Origin of the sequence: Flavobacterium sp. UW10123, from assembly GCF_040538975.1 — a bacterium.
Taxonomy (GTDB): Bacteria; Bacteroidota; Bacteroidia; order Flavobacteriales; family Flavobacteriaceae; genus Flavobacterium.
On the sequence record NZ_JBEWQE010000007.1, the window covers coordinates 147421 to 166020 of the forward strand.

The following is an 18600-nucleotide window of genomic DNA, read 5'->3' on the forward strand; positions in this document are numbered from 1 at the left end:
TTAAATGTGATTTGTAAGATGTGAAAAGTGAAATACATTTAACTTAAACTTGCACACATTTCACTAATCACTTTTCACCAATAACTAATTACTCTATTTCAATTAACGCCTTAATTACATTATTCTTCGGATCAATCAGATTCCCAAAATCAGTAATCATTTCAGAGAAACTTGTTCTGTGCGTAATGTATTTTTTAGGATCGATTTTTCCTTCTTTCAGACATTTCATTACATATTCGAAATCTTCTATTGTCGCATTTCGGCTACTCATTAAAGTCGATTCTCTTTTGTGGAAATCAGGATGACTAAAACTCAGTTCCCCTTTTTGAAGTCCAACCAAAACAAATCTTCCGCCATGCGAAATATAATTGAAAGCGCTGTTCATCACTTTCTGATTTCCAGTCGCGTCAATTACCACATTCGCCATGTCGCCATTTGTCAATTCAGCTAATTTTTGCACAACATTATCATTTAACGGATTAATTGTTTCATCTGCATTTAGTTCTGTTTTACAGAAGTTTAATCTGTAATCGTTGATATCCATTACGATTACTTTGGCTCCAGCTATTTTAGCAAACTGAATCAAACCAATTCCGATTGGTCCTGCTCCCATTACCAAAACAATATCTGTAGCCTTTACAGCCGCTCTTCTAACGCCGTGTGCTGCAATTGCCAATGGTTCGACCAAAGCCAATTCATCATAATCTAATCCCTGACCGTGCAATAAATATTGTTCTGGAATAGAAACATATTCGGCCATTCCGCCATCAATATGAACTCCGAAAACTTTGATATTTACACAGCAATTTGTCAATCCGTTTCTGCAAGCCACGCATTTTCCACAGTTGAAATACGGAATAAAAGTTACTTTATCTCCTGGTTCAAAACCCGTAGCATTTCCTTTTACATACTCTGCAGCCAATTCGTGACCTAAAATTCTTGGATATTCAAAATAAGGCTGAGTTCCTCCAAAAGCGTGAATATCAGTTCCGCAGATTCCGATTCTTTTAATTTTCAATAAAACTTCACCTTCTTTTGGTTCCGGAATATTGGTTTCTTTTAGTAAAAATTCCTGCGGTTTTTCGCAAACAATATATTTCATCAGGTTAATTAGTTTTTGTATAAAAAAAATAAATGTAAAATTCACAATTACAAAAATACTTTTTAAAAATTAATAATCGACCTTTATTTTATTTTCCACTAATAAAAATGACTAAACTTTAAATTTTTATAACAATTTTTAGACGGTTTGTAAAAATTATATCACTAATTATCGATTTATATAAAAAAGATTTCTTAAAAAGAAGGGATTTCTTGTCCATCTAAATCTTATTTCTACTTTTGTAATTGTAAATTTTACATTTATTAATACAATCGATTACATTTACCCAAAACTTCTATACAAAAATGATAAAATTAAAAGGCATAACTTGGAACCATACAAGAGGTTTGCTTCCTATGGTTGCCACATCGCAGCGTTTTACAGAACTACATCCTGAAGTTGAAATTTCTTGGGAGAAAAGAAGCTTACAAGAATTTGCCGATGCTTCTATCGAAGACTTAGCCAAAAGATTCGATTTATTGGTTATCGATCATCCTTGGACAGGTTTTGGAGCTCAGACCAAAGCGATTCTTCCGTTATCTGATTATTTATCAAACGAATATATTAAAGACCAAGAAATTAATACTGTTGGAAAATCATACGGAAGTTATGTTTTTCACGACAAATTATGGGCATTGCCAATTGATGCTGCAACTCCGGTTGCTTCTGCCCGATTGGACCTTTTAGAGAAAAACAATTTAGAAGTTCCTAAAACTTATGATGATTTATTAGCATTGGCCAAAAAAGGTTTAGTTGCTTTTGCTGGAATTCCGGTAGATGTTTTAATGAGCTTTTATATGTTTTGCTGTAGTTTGGGTGAAGCTCCTTTTCTTTCTGAAGAAAAAGTAATTTCTGAAACCACTGGAATCAAAGCGCTTCAAATGTTTAGAGAACTGGCTCAATTAATTGATACAGCTAATTTTAACCGAAACCCAATTCAGGTTTATGAAGCAATGGTTAACTCAGACGAAATTGCGTATTGTCCCTTTGCATATGGTTATTCTAACTATTCACGCATTGGCTACAGCCGTAAACTTTTACATTTTTACGATTTAGTAAGTTTAAATAACAATTCAATGATTTCGTCTTTGGGTGGCACTGGATTAGCGGTCTCATCATTCAGCGAACATATTGAAACTGCCATTAAATACGCCGAATTTACGTGTTCATCACAAGTTCAGCAGAATATTTATACCGACAATGGCGGTCAGCCAGGTCATTTGCAAGCTTGGAAAAGCGAGAGAATTAATGGTGTGACGCATGATTATTTCAAAAATACATTTCCTGCTTTAGAACGCGCTTTTCTTCGTCCGAGGTATTATGGGCATATGTATTTCCAGGATCATGCTGGAGATGTGGTTCGCAATTATTTGATGAATGGCGGAGACGAATTAAAAGTATTGGAAGAAATGAATTCGCTTTATGCGGAATCTCTAAAAATCCAAACCGTATGAGACCTTTAGAAGGATTAATTGTTCTGGAATTCTGTCAGTTTTTAGCAGGGCCTTCAGCTGGATTAAAACTAGCCGATTTGGGTGCACGCGTCATCAAAATCGAACGTCCCGTAAAAGGCGAAGCCTGCAGACAATTGAGTATTAAAGATTTGTTTGTGGATGACAGCAGTTTGCTTTTTCATACCATTAACAGAAATAAAGAATCTTTTGCTGCCGATTTGAAAAATCCTGACGATTTGGTTTTAATAAAAAAACTAATCGAAAAGGCTGATATTATGACACATAATTTCAGACCCGGAGTGATGGAAAAAATCGGATTAGATTTTGAAAATACGCTTTCTATAAATCCACAGATTATTTACGGAACCATTACAGGTTACGGAAACGAAGGTCCGTGGGCTAAAAAACCAGGACAAGATTTATTGTTACAATCGCTTTCCGGATTAAGCTGGTTAAGCGGACGCAAAAGTCAAGGTCCAGTTCCTTTTGGTTTGGCTGTAGCCGATTTAATGTGCGGGAATCATTTTGTACAAGGAATTTTGGCAGCACTTTTAAAAAGAGCTAAAACCAAAAAAGGTGTTTTGGTAGAAGTGAGTCTGTTGGAATCTATTCTAGATGTACAGTTTGAAGCGATTACTTCTTTCTTAAATGATGGCGGTCAATTACCTGAACGCGGCGATATTAAAGGAAGTGCACATGCTTTTTTAAGCGCTCCTTACGGAGTTTACCAAACACAAAACGGCTATTTATCTCTTGCAATGGGCAATTTACTTTTTATTGGAAAAACTTTAGGATTGGATTTAAACGCTTACGCGGATAAACATCTTTGGTTTGAAAAACGCGATGAAATCAGAACGATTTTAAGCGAAAGAATTCAAACCCAAACTTCTGATTACTGGATTGAAATTCTGCAAAAAGAAGGGATTTGGTGCGGAAAAGTTTTCAATTATGAAGAATTAAACAATCAGCCTTTTGTGAATGAATTGCAACTGAAACAAACGGTGAAGAATACCGAAGGCGAAACTTTAGTTACAACGAGAAGTCCGATTCAATTAGACGGTGAAATTCTATTAAGCGAAAAAGCCGCTCCAAAAGTAGGACAAGACAATTTAATTATACACGAAGAATTTATTCAAGCTAAATAATACTCAACAGATTAAATTAAAATCTGTGCAAATCTGCTTTAATCTGTATAAATCTGCGTGAAAAAATCTATGCATAAAAGGTATTTCACGCAGATTTAAAAAGATTTTAGCAGATTAAAATAGATTTTAATTGTTGAAAATAAAGATTAAACAATAAAACGGTTAAACAAAAAAAATGAAACCTTTAGAAGATTATTTAATTATAGATTTCAGTCAGTTTCTTTCGGGGCCTTCGGCGAGTTTGCGTTTGGCTGATTTGGGCGCACGCGTTATAAAAATTGAAAAACCGGGAACGGGAGATATTTGCCGTACTTTATATACTTCTGATTTGATTATGAACGGCGAATCGTCTGTTTTTCATACCATCAACAGAAACAAAGAATCTTTCGCCATTGATTTTAAACAGCTAGAAGAGCTTCAAAAACTAAAAAAATTATTAGCTAAAGCCGATGTTGTCATGCATAATTTCAGACCCGGAGTTATGGAACGCATTGGATTGAGTTATGAAGATATAAAAAACATTAATCCGAATGTGATTTATGCTTCGATTTCTGGTTTTGGAGAGCATCCTGATTTAAAGGATCTACCAGGTCAGGATTTGCTTTTACAATCTTTAACGGCTTTGACCTGGTTAAGCGGTAATCAGGAAGATGGTCCGGTTCCAATGGGATTATCGATTGTAGATATGTTAGCCGGAGCACATTTGGCACAAGGAATTTTAGCTGCTTTATATCGAAAAGCAACGCATAATATTGGAGCACAAATTCAGGTGAGTATGCTGGAATCGGCGTTTGATTTTCAGTTTGAAACCATTACCACTTTCTTCAATGACGGCGGTGAATTGCCAGTTCGAACCAAAACCAATAATGCACACGCTTATTTGGGTGCACCATACGGAATTTACAAAACCAAAAACGGTTATCTGGCACTTGCAATGGGCTCGATTCCTGTTTTGGCTTCTTTGCTAAAATGCGATGCTTTATTGGTTTTCCCTGAAAATAAATTTACGCTTAGAGACGAAATAAAAAATATTCTTGCCGATCATTTGCAAACGCAGGAAACACAATTTTGGTTAGATATTTTAGAACCAGCAGACATTTGGTGCGCAGGAGTTTTAAACTATCAACAGCTATTTGCGGAAGATGGATTTAAGGTTTTGAATTTCACTCAGCAAGTCGAAATGTTGGACGGCTATACTTATAAAACTACACGCTGTCCGATAAAAATTGACGGCGAATATCTGACTTCAGGAAAAGGTTCGCCGAAACTAGGTCAGGACAACGAGAAAATTATTAAAGAATTTATAGACTGTTAATGGAAAAAATTAGAATCGCCGTTCGTAAATTCGATCCTTTCGAAAGTACACTTCGAAAATTATGGGATGCATTTTCACTTCAAAACAATATAAAAATGGAAGCTGAAATGGTTGCATTAGAACTTCATGATTTATATGAAACTACCATTTCAGATAAAGGTTTAAAAGAAGGAAAATGGGATATTGCCCATATCAATACCGATTGGATTTTTGATGCTGCAAACGAAAATGCGGTTCTAAATTTATTTTCCTTAATAGGAGAAAATCCGCCAGAAAATTATCCTTTTGGATGGCATAAATCGCTGTTGCATTTGCAGAAATTAAGCAATGGCATTTTTGGACTTCCATTTCATGACGGCCCCGAATGTTTGATTTATCGAAAGGATTTATTCGAAAACGAAACCGAAAAAGAGAATTTTAGAAAACAGTTTGGTTACGAACTTTCTACTCCAAAAACGTGGCAAGAATTTACAGAAATTGCGACATTTTTTAATCGTCCCGAGCAAAATTTATACGGTGCTGTTTTTGCCAATTATCCTGACGGACACAATATGGTTTTTGACTTCTGTCTGCAATTATGGACACGTGGAGGTTCATTATTAAACAAAAAAAATCAGATTGATATTCATAATGAAGCAGCAATAAAAGCATTGGATTTTTATAGAAAAATGGTCAATGATGCAAATGCTGTTCATCCAAAATCGAAAGAATTTGGTTCTGTTGAAGCAGGTTTGGCTTTCGCCGAAGGACAAGCCGCAATGGCAATCAACTGGTTCGGATTTGCTTCAATGGCAGAAGTGATTGAAGAATCGAAAGTGAAAGGAAAAATCGATATCACTTCCCTTCCATCTGATCCCGGTCATAAAACGGCTTCTTTAAATGTATATTGGCTGTATACGATTGGTTCAGGAAGCAAGCACAAAAAACTGGCATATGATTTTTTACGATTTGCCACTACACCCGAAAGCGATAAATTATTAACTATGGAAGGCGGAATCGGATGCCGAAAATCGACTTGGAAAGATGAAGAAATTAATACTTTAATTCCGTTTTATCATAAACTGGAAATGCTTCACGAAAATGCATTGACACTTCCTCAAACTCCAATCTGGCCAAAAGTAGCCGAATTAATTGACGGAGCAGTTTTAAAAGCGATTGAAACAGATATTTCATCAGATATACTTTTAGAAGAAACTCAAAAGAAAATAAAAGAACTAAGTCAAGGAACAACATTACACAGTTCTGTCAAAAATTAAAATTGGCAAGCTTAATTTCAAAACATAGAACAAATGAATATTCAATATAAACCTTTACTTCCCCAAACAGAACAGCCCATTGTAATTATCGGAGCGAGCGGTATTGTAAAAGATGCGCATCTTCCTGCTTACGAAATGGCTGGTTTTAAAGTTTTTGGTATTACCAACCGAACGATTTCAAAAGCATACGATTTACAGAAGCAATTCAAAATCGATCATGTTTTTGAAAGTGTTGCCGATGCAGTAAAAAATGCGCCTTCAAACGCTGTTTACGATATCACCGTTTTACCTGATCAATACATTGAGATTCTTGAACAATTGCCTGACGGCGCTGCTGTTTTGATCCAAAAGCCAATGGGAAATGATTTGGCTCAGGCACGTGAGATTGTAGCAGTTTGCGAAAGAAAAAATTTAGTTGCGGCAATCAATTTCCAATTGCGTTTTGCTTCTTTTGTAAGCGCAGCCAGATATTTGATTGATCAGGGGATTATTGGCGAATTATACGATTTAGAATTTAAAGTTACCGTAAATACGCCTTGGGAATTATTTCCTTTAATTAAAGAACATCCTAGATTGGAGATTCTTTTCCACAGCGTGCATTATATTGATTGCATAAGATCTTTTCTGGGAAACCCTAAAAGTGTTTACGCGAAAACGGCTAAACATCCGCTTAAAAAATTATCATCAAGCAGATCTACGATTATCTTGGATTATGGCGAAGACAAGCATGTTGTAATCAATACGAATCACGATCATCACTTTGGTCCAAAACATGAAGAAAGCTACATCAAATGGGAAGGAACAAAAGGCGCTGTTAAAGCAAAAATGGGCTTGTTGATGAACTATCCTGACGGTCTTCCTGATGTTTTTGAATACGCGCTGCCAAAAAAAGATAATGAAAATGAATATGAATGGACAGAAGTAAAACTAGAAGGTTCGTGGTTTCCAGAAGCTTTTATTGGTGCAATGTCTAATCTGATGCATTTCAAAGAAGGTTCTGACCAAAAATTATCAGCAAGTGTTCAAGATGTTCTGGACACAATGAAAGTCGTAGAAGCTTGTTATGAAAGTAACAAAAACGGCGGAATTTCTTTTGATGAAGTGTAATTAAAACACTATATTTCAAAACCAAAAAACAAAATTTAAGTCCTCTTCAAAACAAACCTGATTTTGAAATCTATTTGAAAGAGCTGACGAATAAAAAGAATAAATTATGTATTTTAAATCGACTTTTTTCGAAGATTATCAAATCGACGACAAACGAGTAACTTTAGGCAGAACCATTACAGAAACTGATTTTGTAGTTCACGCTGGACACACTGGAGATTTCTTTCCACACCACATGGACGAAGAATGGTGCAAAACTCAGCCATTCGGACAAAGAATCGCGCACGGAACTATGGTTTTTGCCATCGGAATTGGATTAACAGCATCTGAAATAAATCCGGAAGCTTTTTCTAGAGGATATGATAAAATGCGTTTTGTAAAACCAGTTCATATCGGAGATACGATTCACTCAGAAGTTACCATTTCTGAAAAAGGCGAAGCCAAAAATCCAGAAATGGGAGCTGTCACAGAACATGTAGAAATCATCAACCAACGCGGTGAAGTGGTTTTGGTATGTGATCACTTACTTTTAGTGAAGAAAAAATAATTTTCTTCAAGGAACAAAGGTTCAAAGGTGCAGAGAAACAAAGGTTTCTTCACTTTGAACCTTTGTCGCTTTGAAGCTTTGAACCTATATAAAAAACTAAAAACTACCTAAACAATGCAAATTACAAACCAAGCCGGCGATCAACATGAAGCGCCTTTAGAAACTGGAAACGGTGCTGCCAATTATAAAGTTCCATTTATTTTAATTACCAGTTTATTTTTTCTTTGGGGAATGGCGCATAATCTGGATTCTGTTTTGATTCCACACTTAAAGAAAGCCTGTGAATTAAATAATAGTCAATCTACTTTGATTGATACTTCTGTCTTCTTTGCTTATTTTATCATGGCAATTCCTGCGGGAATGCTAATCAAAAAATTTGGCTACAAAACTAGTATTATCGTCGGATTATTAGTTTTTGCCGCAGGAGCATTTTTATTTGTTCCAGCCGCAGATTCAAGAACATATGAATTGTTTTTATTTGCTCTTTTTGTAATTGGCTGCGGATTAACAATTCTTGAAACCAGTGCAAATCCTTACGCTACTATTTTAGGTCCCGCAGAGGCTTCCTCTAAAAGAATAAATTTAGCAGCTTCTTTTAATGCGCTAGCAGCAGTTGTTGCTCCGTTTGTAGGTTCATTATTTATTTTATCAGGAACAAATCATACAAAAGAGCAAATGGCAGCAATGCCAGAGACTGAAAAAGCAGCGTATTTATTAGGCGAAGCTCAGGCTGTTAAAATGCCTTACATTGTTTTAGGAACTGTATTGGTTCTAGTAGCTATAGCTTTTTATTTCATGCATCTTCCTTCGATGAAACCAAAGCATACTGAAGTTGAAGTTAAACCTGGTTTTTTCTCTGTTTTAAAATTTAGGCATTTAACATGGGCTGTTGTCGCTCAATTCTTTTATGTTGGCGCTCAAGTATGCGTTACTAGTTTCTTTATCAGAATTGCACAACAAGGAGCTGGTTTAGATGAAAAAACTGCAGCTTTTTATTTAGCCGGTTATGGCTTTTTATTTATGGCTGGACGTTTTATTGGGACTTTCTTTTTAAAGTTTGTAAAAGATTACGTTTTACTTTCGATTTACTGTGTTATGTCAGCTCTTCTTTCTCTTGTAGCCATATATGGATCAGGAATGGGAGTTCTTTACGCTCTTGGCGGAATCGGATTCTTTATGTCAATTATGTTTCCAACAATCTTTTCATTAGGTATTAAAGGTTTAAAATCGAACACAGAAACGGGTTCTTCTTGGCTAGTAATGTCAATTGTTGGTGGTGCGATTATTCCTTACGGAATGGGTACTTTAATCGATATGAATCATGATGATATTCAGTCAGGATATATTATTCCTTTAATCTGTTTCTTGATTATCCTTTCTTTTGGTGCTTTTGGTCATAAAGTGAAAGCGGTTTCAGAATAATTTTTTCCACTCCCGATAGCTATCGGGATATAGGATTAAAAAGGATTTTTATAGCCACTAATTGCACGAATTAGCACAAATTTATTTTAATAAAAAATTTAAATATCAATTGCCTCCAGCTTTAGCTGGAGTTTTTTTGTTTATCCAAATAAAAGGCTTTAGCCAAACTTTTGCGCCTAGTTTGGCTAAAGCCAATAAATGTAGAATCTAGTAACCTCCAGCTAAAGCTGGAGGCAATTTATTTTAGCTATCAATTAACGAATAAAATACACATCTAAAAAAGTTCCAGCGGAGTGAAATATTTATAGCAAAAATTCCTAGCGCAAGAAAAAAGCTCCGGAGGAGCGACACAATATCATTACATTATGTCTCCCGCGATTGAAACCGCGAGCTATATTTAAATATATAATCAGTATATTTTATATTTACTTATGGTATAAATCAAAAACGCCTCCAATTGGAGGCGTTTTCTTTTAGTCATGTTTATTTAATGGTGTTTGCCATTACCGTGATCGTGGTTCTTGTCTGACTTATTTCCTTTGTTTTTCCCTTTATCGTTTCCGTAATGATTACCGTTGTTGCCTTTTGGTTTTTCTCCTCTATTTTTTTGAGGTTTTCCGTGGTAACCTTGCGGATATTCGGCTCTATGTTTTGTGTGATAGTAATAAGGAGAATCTCCTCTATAATCGGTCAAAACTACTTTGTATCCTGAATACAAATCATAACTTCTATATCTTGACGGAAGTCTTCTTTCACGAACCCATTTTCCGCTGTTGTCGTAAATAAATACGCTTTGATTCACATCATAATATACATCGATGTCTGGCAAATAATAGTATCTGCTGTTGTCGTAACCTTGTGGTCCCCAATTTGGAGGTGTACCAATATTTACATTTACTGATACCTGAGCTTGAGCAAAAATTGCACTCATAAAAAGCACTGAGGCGAATATAAACTTTTTCATTTCTTTAGAATTTAAATGTTAATCTTATTAGATATTAATCGAAAGTAATGCCAAAGATTCACGATTCAAGCATTCATTATACAAAATCATCAAACTAATCGACGGAGAGCGTTTTTTAAACGACGTACATTTCAAAAAACCGTCTCAGGTTTTGAGACGGTTTTTATCATTATAAACAATTATTTCCAACCACCACCCAACGCTCTGTACAAATTAATAACAGCTTGTAATTTTTGCAGGTTATCATTAACTCCGTTCAATTGTGCTGCTAAAAGATTTTGTTGAGATGTTAATACATCTGTATAGTTAGTTGCCGAACTGTATTCTAAAAGTTCTTGTGTAAAGTCTACTGCTTTTTCTAAAGCTGCAATTTGTTTCGCTCTAGAATCTTCTTTTTCAACAGCCATTTGGTACGCATACAAAGCATTTGAAACTTCCTGACCTGCCACTAAAAGACTTTGCTGGAAATTATTGTATGCTTGCAATTGTTGTGACTGGGCTGTTGTCAATCTCATTTTATTTAAGCCATTATTGAATAAAGGCTGTGTTAATCCTCCAATAATAGAATAAAAGATAGAATGGCTAAAGAAGTCATTCAATTCTAAATTTGAAAATCCTGTGCTTGCTGTAAGTGTCAAACTTGGGTAAAAATAAGTTTTAGCCAAATTAGTCGACTCAAAAGCGACTCTGAAATTAAACTCTGCTTGACGGACATCTGGACGATTATTTAACAACTGAGCAGGCATTCCGATTGCGATTTTTTCAGGAATAATCTGTGTTCCTAAAACACCTCTATCAATTGGTCCAGGCCCTTGCCCTAGTAAAATATTTATAGCATTTTCGGTTTCACGAATGCTTTGTTTTAAGTCCGGAATTAAAACTTCTGCCGCATGCTGGTTGGCTTCACTCTGTACAACAGCTGCACCAGTTACAATTGCTCCTTCTTTTAAGGCTTTAATGGTTGCAACGTTTTCGATACGGCTTTTTAATGTTTCTTCTGTAATTTTTAACGATTCATCATACGATAATAGCAAGAAATAATTATTGGCAATATCGGCAATCAACTGCGTTTGAACTGCTTGTTTTGCAGCATCAGAAGCCAAATAAGTTGCCAAAGCCGCTCTTTTAGAACTGCTTAATTTTCCCCAAACATCAATTTCCCAAGAACTGCTAACTCCCAATTTGTAAGTTGTAGTCAGAGTGTTAATGTTGATTCCTGCAGGAAAGTTTAATCCTGCTTGAGATTGTTTGTTATGCGTCACATTGGCGTCCAATTGCAAACTTGGATAATAAGCCAATTTACTCTGACGTAAAGAAGCTCTTGCTTGAACAATATTCTCAATTGCATTTTTTAAATTCAAGTTCTGTTCTAAACCTTTCTGAATTAATGCATTTAACTTTTCATCTTTAAAAACGGTATTCCAAGGCATATCTGCAATTGTAGTCGAATCGGTTGTAGACTGATCACGATACAGCTGGTCTGTTTTTAAAGTTGTGGGACGTTCGTATTTCTTGGTAACAGAGCACGCACTAATTAGTGCGGCTGTTATTACCAGTAAAATATATTTATTTGAACTATTCGTCATTTTTGTTGTAATTTAAGTTTACTCTTTGTGAGCTTCTATTAAATGAATTTCGTCTTCATCGTCATCGTCATAACCATCTTTCGCAGGACCACTTATTTTTTCTTGTAAGTTTTGGAAAATGACAAATAGAACCGGAATTACGAAAACTCCTAAAATAGTTCCAATTAACATACCCCCAACGGCGCCAGTACCAATAGATTTATTACCAACAGCACCTGCACCTTTGGCAAACATCAACGGAACTAATCCTAAAATAAAGGCAAACGAAGTCATCAAAATTGGACGTAAACGCGCTACTGCTCCATCAATTGCTGCTTGTACAACAGGCAATCCTTTTCTTCTTCTATCCAAAGCAAATTCGACAATCAAAATACCGTTCTTTGCAAGAAGCCCGATCAGCATGATTAATGAAATCTGCAAGTAAATATTACTATTCAATTTAAAAATAATCGAGAATAAATACGCGCCAGCTAATCCAAACGGAATTGATAATAATACGGCAAATGGCAGAATGTAACTTTCGTACTGTGCACTCAACAAGAAATAAACGAAAACCAAACATAAAAGGAAAATGAAAATCGTTTCACTTCCAGATGCTAATTCCTCTCGCGTTAAACCAGAAAATTCATAACCGTAACCTGCCGGAAGATTTTCTGCCGCCACTTCCTGAATAGCTTTAATGGCATCTCCAGAACTGTAACCTGGTTTTGGTGCTCCTGTAATTGAAATTGACGTAAATAAGTTAAATCTCGAAATAGATTCTGGTCCAAAAACTCTGGTCATTTTTACAAACTCCGTAATTGGCGCCATGTTTCCTGCACTATTTCTAACGAATATCTTGTTCAATCCTTCGGTATTGGCTCTAAATTCTGGAGCCGCCTGAACCATTACACGGTATTGTTTTCCGAATTTATTGAAATTCGAAGCGTACAATCCACCATAATATCCTTGCATGGTTGATAGAATCGTATTTACAGAAACTCCTGCATCTTTTGCTTTCGCTAAATTAATATCCATCATATACTGAGGGAAACCAGGGTTAAACGGCGTTGTCGCATATTGAATTTCTGGACGCTCTGATAATTTTGCTAAGAATTCGTTATTTACTTTAAAGAACTCTGCAGTTGTATGTCCTCCTTTATCCTGCAATTGGAATTCGAATCCACCACTTTGTCCAAAACCTTGAATGGTTGGAGGTGAAATGAAGAAAATACTTGCCTCGCGAATACCGCTTGTTTTTGCAAAAAGCTGACCGATTACATCATCAACACTAAGGTCACGTTCGTCCCAAGGTTTCAATTTCACAATAACCATACTGTACGCACTACCCGCTCCAGCCGTAAAGTTCTGTCCGACAATACGAAGTGTGTTTTTAACTCCCGGAATTGTCTTTGCAATACTATCGACTCTTTTGGCAATAATATCTGAACGTTCCATAGAAGCAGATGGCGGTAAGCTGATGTTAGCGAAAACAGTTCCCTGATCCTCAGAAGGTACGAAAGCAGATGGCGTAGTTTTCATCATATAAACTAATGCCACACCAGCAATTATAATTGAAGCCAAAGCAATCCATTTTTTAACAGAAAGGAAGCTTACCGAACGTTTGTATCGTGCAGTAACATTATCGAATGCAACGTTAAAAGAAGTATAAAAACGCTGTAAATAACTTTTATGTTTATGATCATCGGCATGCGGTTTCAATAAAAGCGCACATAATGCAGGACTCAAAGTCAAGGCGTTTACTGCCGAAAGAATAATCGCAACTGCCAGCGTAATACCGAACTGCTTGTAGAAAACCCCTGTAGACCCGTTAATAAATGTTACCGGAATAAATACCGCAGCCATTACCAAGGTAATCGAAATGATTGCTCCCGAAATTTCGTCCATTGCATGAATGGTTGCTTTCTTAGCTGATTTATATCCGTGATCCAGCTTGGCGTGAACGGCCTCGACGACGACAATCGCATCATCGACCACAATACCAATGGCAAGTACCATCGCAAAAAGCGTCAATAAGTTGATCGTAAATCCGAATAAATTCAGGAAGAAAAATGTTCCCACAATCGCAACCGGAACCGCAATTGCCGGAATTAAAGTCGATCTAAAATCTTGAAGGAAAATAAATACTACTATAAAAACCAATATAAAGGCTTCAACCAAAGTATGAATTACTTTTTCAATAGAAGCATCCAAGTTTTCGTTAACGTCCACCATAATGGTGTATTTCATTCCTTTTGGAAAACTCTTCGCTGCTTCTTCAATCAGTTTTTTAGAATTGATAATTACATCACGCGCGTTTGATCCAGGAGTCTGGCTAATTGCCATCGCTGCCGATTCTACACCATTTGTTTTAATTGTTTGAGCATAACTTAAAGATCCTAACTCTACTTTGGCAACATCTTTAAGTCTTAACATCTGTCCGTTTCCAACAGATTTTATAACAATGTCTCCAAATTCTTGAGCGCTTGTTAAACGTCCTTTGTATTTAATAACATATTGAAATGACTGATTTCCGTTTTCACCAAATTTACCTGGCGCAGCCTCGATATTCTGTTCTGCTAAAGCTGCCGAAATATCGCTCGGAATCAGTTTATATTGCTGCATTACATCTGGTTTCAACCAGATTCTCATAGAGTAATCTTTGGCACCAAAAACAGTTACATCTCCTACCCCAACCACACGTTGAATCTGTGGCACAAGATTAATCTTTGCATAGTTTTGAAGAAACGTTTGATCGTAAGCTTTATCATCACTATATAAAGAGAAAATCAACAAGTTACTACTCTGGCTCTTGGTTACTGTAACCCCAGCCTGAGTTACCTCTACTGGCAGTAAACTTGTTGCTCTAGAAACCCTATTCTGAACGTTTACCGCTGCTAAGTCAGGATTTGTTCCTACTTTAAAGAAAACTTTAATCGATGCGTTTCCATCATTTGTTGCTGTAGAAGTCATGTAAGTCATGTTTTCTACACCATTAATCTGTTCTTCCAATGGAATTACGATACTTTTAAGTACCACATCAGCATTCGCTCCAGTATAACTAGCCGCAACGTTTACCGTTGGTGGCGCGATATCCGGATATTGGGAAATCGGTAACTCAATTAGGCCTAAAACACCTAAAATAACGATAATAACAGATATTACCGTCGAGAGTACGGGTCTTTGTATAAATTTTTTAAACATTTCTTTTATTTTAAATCGGCGTAAACTGTTTCTGGGCTTTGATTTTGGGCTTTAATTTCAGTTCCTTCTTTCAAAGAAGCTACTCCTTCTAATACGATTTCATCTCCAGGATTTAAACCGCTTGTTACCACATAATAATTTCCTGCTGAATTGTCTAATACTGTAATATTAGCATTTCTAGTTTTCTTGTCTTTTCCTAAGACTACTGCAAACATTTTATCTTGTAATTCAAAAGTGGCGCTTTGAGGAATAATTATAGCATCTTTTACTTCATTCGGAATTTGTACTGTTGTACTGCTTCCGCTTCTGATAATTCCTTTTGGATTTGGAAAACGTGCTCTAAAATTTACAGTACCTGTTTCTGTATTAATTAATCCGTTTACGGTTTCTATTTTTCCTTTTTGATCATAAGTCGAACCGTCTGAGAGCAGTAAAGAAACTGCAGGCATGCTTTTTATTTTCTGGTTTAATGAACCTCCAGCGTCTTTAGTAAAATTCAGCAGTACTTTTTCGTTCATAGCAAAATAAGCATATACATTTCCAATACTTGAAACTGTTGTTAAAGGTTCAGCAGTATTAGAACTTACCAAACTTCCTAAACGGAAAGGAATTGAACCTACAACTCCATTTACAGGACTTGTCACAGTAGTATATCCTAAATTAACTTTAGCATTTACTAAAGCTGCGTTTGCTTGAGCCAAAGATGCCATAGCTGACTCATAAGTATATTGAGCCGACTCTAAATCGTATTTGCTGATAATTCCTTTTTCAACCAATGGTTTCACTTTGTTCACAGCCAATTTTGCCGAACTTACTTCTGCTTGAGCACTTTTAATACTTGCTGTTGCAGTACGAACTTGCTGCTCATATTCTGGAGCGCTTATTTTAAATAATGGCTGTCCAGCTTTGACTACTGCACCTTCATCAACAAAAATTTTATCAATATAACCTTCAACTCGTGGGCGAATTTCTATGTTTTGCTGTCCTTGTATACTAGCAGGAAAATCGCTGTTCAATATCGCTGATTTCGGCTGTAATGTAACAGTCTTATATTCTTTAATCTGCGGTGCGCCTCCGGCTTGAGCCGATTTATCATTTTTACCGCAAGAAGCGATAATAAGTGATGCTGCGAGGATGCTTAAAAATGATTGCTTAGTCATTGTGAAAAATGTGTAATTATCGATTATATGTGAACAAAAGAAATAAAATATAAGATACGAAAAATTTCAAATAGACGAAGAGCAAAAGAGAATCGATAAAAGTAAGATGAGAACCGATGGATTTTTTTATAATATTAAACAAGTGTTTAATTTTTATCTTATCGGCTCTAAAATGCTTTTTAGAGACTGTAAATACCGTTTTAGCGATTGCTCAAAATTTGTATTTAAATAAAATGTAATATTGTCGATATAAACTACAAATTGTAATGACACCGAATATTTTCAGACCTTATTTATTTACCGGACTACACATTCTTGGCTGGTTATTATTAGGGTATCTTATGCTGTTTTATATTCCTCTTACTTGGAATGTTGTACTTCCACAAGTATTCTGGCTTTGGCAAAGCATCATATTGTTTCTGCTAATGGTTGTCTTTTATTCTACAGCAAAAATCATTGTTCCTAAAACTATTATAAAAGACAATACTTCACCCTTCTTGCTTTGGGCATTTGCCGCAATTGTTGCCATGCAGCTCATTGCCTATTTTTATACTTCACAAACCGATCTTCATAATCAGATTATGAAAGCCATTGGTTTTAAAAAATACAAAAATCCTTATTTTGACAATTACGTTTTTACTTTAACGCTATTGGTTTTAGGAATAAGCACGAGTTGGGCTATGCTTCAGCATTGGCAGAAAGCCGCACAGCATAAACAAAAATTAGAACAAGACAAAACAATGGCCGAATTGGCGATGCTAAAAGCTCAAATTAACCCGCATTTCTTCTTTAATTCGCTCAATAGTATTTATTCGTTAACTTATACCAATGTTGAAGATTCTAGAAATGCACTTCATACCTTAAGCCGTATGATGCGTTATTTGCTTTACAGCACCGAAGAAAAAACAACGCTGCTGAAAGAAGCCGAATTTATGAGAGACTTCATTGCATTAATGAAACTTCGTGCCAATAGCAAACTGACTATTACGACAGATATTCCTGAAAAGATACATGATTACCCAATTGTTCCGATGTTATTACTACCTTTAGTAGAAAATGCTTTTAAACATGGTGTTCATGCCACCGATAAAAGTGAAATTTACATTAAGCTTACGCAAAATGGAAGTGAGCTCGAATTTGAAGTTGAAAATACTTATTTTGAAAAAACAGCAGTTTCTGATGTAGGCGGAATTGGCTTGACCAACACCAAACGAAGACTGCAATTGATTTATCCGAATCAGCACTCTATTTCTTTTGGAGTTACCGATCACGGAACATATAAAATTAAATTGAAGATAAATTTAGAGCAATGACAGTAATAAAATGTATAGCAGTAGATGACGAACCATTAGCTTTAAGACTAGTAGAAACCTTTATAGAGCAAACACCATTTTTAGAATTAATTTCTACTTGTGATAATGCTGTAGATGCCATGGGATTGATCAGGGAAACAAAACCCGATTTAGTTTTCTTGGATATCAATATGCCCAATTTAAGCGGAATGGAACTGGCAAGATTAATACAAGATCAGCCTGGACCATTACCAAAAATCATTTTTACAACTGCTTATAATCATTATGCAATTGAAGGTTATAAAGTAAATGCGGTAGATTATCTTCTTAAGCCTTTCAGCTACGAAGAATTTTTACGCGCTTCCAGCAAAGTTTTACAATTATCTGAAGAAGCCAATAATCATTTTAACAGCATTGCTGCCGATGATGAATTTATCTTTTTGAAAGTTGAATACCAATGGGTAAGAATTTCGCTAAAAGATATCACCTACATTGAAAGTTTGAAAGATTACGTAAGAGTGCATCTGGAAGATTCTCAAAAGGCCTTAATGTCGCTGATTTCGCTTAAAGCTTTAGAAGAAAAACTACCATCGTCAAAATTCATGCGTGTGCACCGCTCTTTCATTATTTCATTAGATAAAATAAGCGCCATCAGTAAAAACTCCATTTTTATCGATAAAATAGAAATAACAGTTGGCGAACAATACAAAGAAGCCTTTAAGACTTTAGTCGATAAATGGCTCAAATAAAATTAGAATTACAAAAATCATGGAAAAAAGATCAAACAAATATTACTTGACATTAAGCCTTAAGGAATATGCAAACGGTGAAACGGAACCTGCAAGAGAACTTGGAATTGAATTTGACAATCACGACGAAATCTTTGGAATCATAGAAAAAATTAAACAAAAGAACATTTTTGCCAATGATTCAGAGGCAACTCAATTTGCTTTAGGATTAAAATTATTCAGTGAAATCAAAATAAAAAATCGTAAAAACCCTCTTTTTGACGAATTAAATGAAGTCTTTCCAATCTTCATGAAAAAATTAAAAAGTCTTTAAAATCT

General features: G+C 35.6%; 15 protein-coding genes. 10 read left to right on the top strand and 5 right to left on the bottom strand.

Going from position 1 to position 18600, the window contains the following annotated elements:
* Positions 1 to 88: 88 nt before the first annotated feature.
* On the bottom strand, positions 89 to 1102 hold the full coding sequence (locus ABXT06_RS09895; RefSeq protein ID WP_354590613.1) for a zinc-binding alcohol dehydrogenase family protein: 1014 nt from the start codon (positions 1100 to 1102) through the stop codon (positions 89 to 91).
* Positions 1103 to 1407: 305 nt separating this feature from the next.
* Between ABXT06_RS09895 and ABXT06_RS09900 the strand changes: the two genes are divergently transcribed.
* From ABXT06_RS09900 to fucP, 7 genes are all read left to right on the top strand, one after another.
* Positions 1408 to 2556 (top strand): ABC transporter substrate-binding protein, encoded by a 1149-nt coding sequence (locus ABXT06_RS09900; protein ID WP_354590614.1) that lies wholly within the window; start codon positions 1408 to 1410, stop codon positions 2554 to 2556.
* Positions 2553 to 3701 carry a CaiB/BaiF CoA transferase family protein gene (locus ABXT06_RS09905; RefSeq protein ID WP_354590615.1) on the top strand — a complete coding sequence of 383 codons (1149 nt, stop codon included), beginning with the start codon at positions 2553 to 2555 and terminating at the stop codon, positions 3699 to 3701. Before ABXT06_RS09900 ends, ABXT06_RS09905 begins: the two co-directional genes overlap by 4 nt.
* A 175-nt stretch (positions 3702 to 3876) precedes the next feature.
* The gene (locus ABXT06_RS09910; RefSeq protein WP_354590616.1) at positions 3877 to 5016 is read left to right on the top strand and encodes a CaiB/BaiF CoA transferase family protein; all 1140 of its coding nucleotides are present in this window, start codon (positions 3877 to 3879) and stop codon (positions 5014 to 5016) included.
* Positions 5016 to 6272: an extracellular solute-binding protein gene (locus tag ABXT06_RS09915; protein ID WP_354590617.1), complete on the top strand. Its 1257-nt coding sequence runs from the start codon at positions 5016 to 5018 to the stop codon at positions 6270 to 6272. The genes ABXT06_RS09910 and ABXT06_RS09915 overlap by 1 nt, the downstream gene beginning before the upstream one ends.
* Before the next feature lie 33 nt (positions 6273 to 6305).
* Complete coding sequence (locus ABXT06_RS09920) at positions 6306 to 7379, top strand: Gfo/Idh/MocA family protein (protein WP_354590618.1); 1074 nt, start codon at positions 6306 to 6308, stop codon at positions 7377 to 7379.
* 106 nt (positions 7380 to 7485) lie between these two features.
* Positions 7486 to 7926 carry a MaoC/PaaZ C-terminal domain-containing protein gene (locus tag ABXT06_RS09925; RefSeq protein ID WP_354590619.1) on the top strand — a complete coding sequence of 147 codons (441 nt, stop codon included), beginning with the start codon at positions 7486 to 7488 and terminating at the stop codon, positions 7924 to 7926.
* A 114-nt stretch (positions 7927 to 8040) separates the two neighbouring features.
* The gene (gene fucP, locus ABXT06_RS09930) at positions 8041 to 9348 is read left to right on the top strand and encodes an L-fucose:H+ symporter permease (RefSeq protein WP_354590620.1); all 1308 of its coding nucleotides are present in this window, start codon (positions 8041 to 8043) and stop codon (positions 9346 to 9348) included.
* A 487-nt stretch (positions 9349 to 9835) separates the two neighbouring features.
* Here fucP and ABXT06_RS09935 read toward each other — a convergent pair whose 3' ends face one another.
* The 4 genes from ABXT06_RS09935 to ABXT06_RS09950 all read right to left on the bottom strand — a co-directional run bounded on the left by ABXT06_RS09935 (position 9836) and on the right by ABXT06_RS09950 (position 16241).
* On the bottom strand, positions 9836 to 10312 hold the full coding sequence (locus tag ABXT06_RS09935; protein ID WP_354590621.1) for a hypothetical protein: 477 nt from the start codon (positions 10310 to 10312) through the stop codon (positions 9836 to 9838).
* Positions 10313 to 10491: 179 nt separating this feature from the next.
* Entirely contained in the window at positions 10492 to 11898 is a 1407-nt protein-coding gene (locus ABXT06_RS09940; RefSeq protein ID WP_354590622.1) for an efflux transporter outer membrane subunit, read from the bottom strand.
* Positions 11899 to 11916: 18 nt separating this feature from the next.
* Complete coding sequence (locus tag ABXT06_RS09945) at positions 11917 to 15081, bottom strand: efflux RND transporter permease subunit (protein WP_354590623.1); 3165 nt, start codon at positions 15079 to 15081, stop codon at positions 11917 to 11919.
* 5 nt (positions 15082 to 15086) lie between these two features.
* Entirely contained in the window at positions 15087 to 16241 is a 1155-nt protein-coding gene (locus tag ABXT06_RS09950) for an efflux RND transporter periplasmic adaptor subunit (protein ID WP_354590624.1), read from the bottom strand.
* 266 nt (positions 16242 to 16507) lie between these two features.
* Here ABXT06_RS09950 and ABXT06_RS09955 point away from each other — a divergent pair, with 266 nt between their 5' ends.
* From ABXT06_RS09955 to ABXT06_RS09965, 3 genes are read left to right on the top strand one after another with little or no spacing between them, the layout of a single operon-like run.
* A complete protein-coding gene (locus ABXT06_RS09955) occupies positions 16508 to 17554 on the top strand; it encodes a sensor histidine kinase (protein WP_354590625.1) in 1047 nt (348 codons plus the stop codon).
* Positions 17551 to 18282, top strand: coding sequence for a LytR/AlgR family response regulator transcription factor (locus ABXT06_RS09960; protein WP_354590626.1), 732 nt, complete (start codon positions 17551 to 17553; stop codon positions 18280 to 18282). Before ABXT06_RS09955 ends, ABXT06_RS09960 begins: the two co-directional genes overlap by 4 nt.
* Positions 18283 to 18301: 19 nt before the next feature.
* A complete protein-coding gene (locus ABXT06_RS09965; protein ID WP_354590627.1) occupies positions 18302 to 18595 on the top strand; it encodes a DUF3861 domain-containing protein in 294 nt (97 codons plus the stop codon).
* Positions 18596 to 18600 lie beyond the last annotated feature (5 nt).

Bases quoted from the DNA above. Each gene is read 5' to 3' on its own strand.
- ABXT06_RS09910 (WP_354590616.1), top strand. From the start codon at position 3,877: ATGAAACCTTTAGAAGATTATTTAATTATAGATTTCAGTCAGTTTCTT.
- ABXT06_RS09950 (WP_354590624.1), bottom strand. From the start codon at position 16,241: ATGACTAAGCAATCATTTTTAAGCATCCTCGCAGCATCACTTATTATC.
- fucP (WP_354590620.1), top strand. From the start codon at position 8,041: ATGCAAATTACAAACCAAGCCGGCGATCAACATGAAGCGCCTTTAGAA.
- ABXT06_RS09925 (WP_354590619.1), top strand. From the start codon at position 7,486: ATGTATTTTAAATCGACTTTTTTCGAAGATTATCAAATCGACGACAAA.
- ABXT06_RS09935 (WP_354590621.1), bottom strand. From the start codon at position 10,312: ATGAAAAAGTTTATATTCGCCTCAGTGCTTTTTATGAGTGCAATTTTT.
- ABXT06_RS09955 (WP_354590625.1), top strand. From the start codon at position 16,508: ATGACACCGAATATTTTCAGACCTTATTTATTTACCGGACTACACATT.
- ABXT06_RS09900 (WP_354590614.1), top strand. From the start codon at position 1,408: ATGATAAAATTAAAAGGCATAACTTGGAACCATACAAGAGGTTTGCTT.
- ABXT06_RS09965 (WP_354590627.1), top strand. From the start codon at position 18,302: ATGGAAAAAAGATCAAACAAATATTACTTGACATTAAGCCTTAAGGAA.
- ABXT06_RS09945 (WP_354590623.1), bottom strand. From the start codon at position 15,081: ATGTTTAAAAAATTTATACAAAGACCCGTACTCTCGACGGTAATATCT.
- ABXT06_RS09915 (WP_354590617.1), top strand. From the start codon at position 5,016: ATGGAAAAAATTAGAATCGCCGTTCGTAAATTCGATCCTTTCGAAAGT.
- ABXT06_RS09895 (WP_354590613.1), bottom strand. From the start codon at position 1,102: ATGAAATATATTGTTTGCGAAAAACCGCAGGAATTTTTACTAAAAGAA.
- ABXT06_RS09960 (WP_354590626.1), top strand. From the start codon at position 17,551: ATGACAGTAATAAAATGTATAGCAGTAGATGACGAACCATTAGCTTTA.
- ABXT06_RS09940 (WP_354590622.1), bottom strand. From the start codon at position 11,898: ATGACGAATAGTTCAAATAAATATATTTTACTGGTAATAACAGCCGCA.
- ABXT06_RS09920 (WP_354590618.1), top strand. From the start codon at position 6,306: ATGAATATTCAATATAAACCTTTACTTCCCCAAACAGAACAGCCCATT.
- ABXT06_RS09905 (WP_354590615.1), top strand. From the start codon at position 2,553: ATGAGACCTTTAGAAGGATTAATTGTTCTGGAATTCTGTCAGTTTTTA.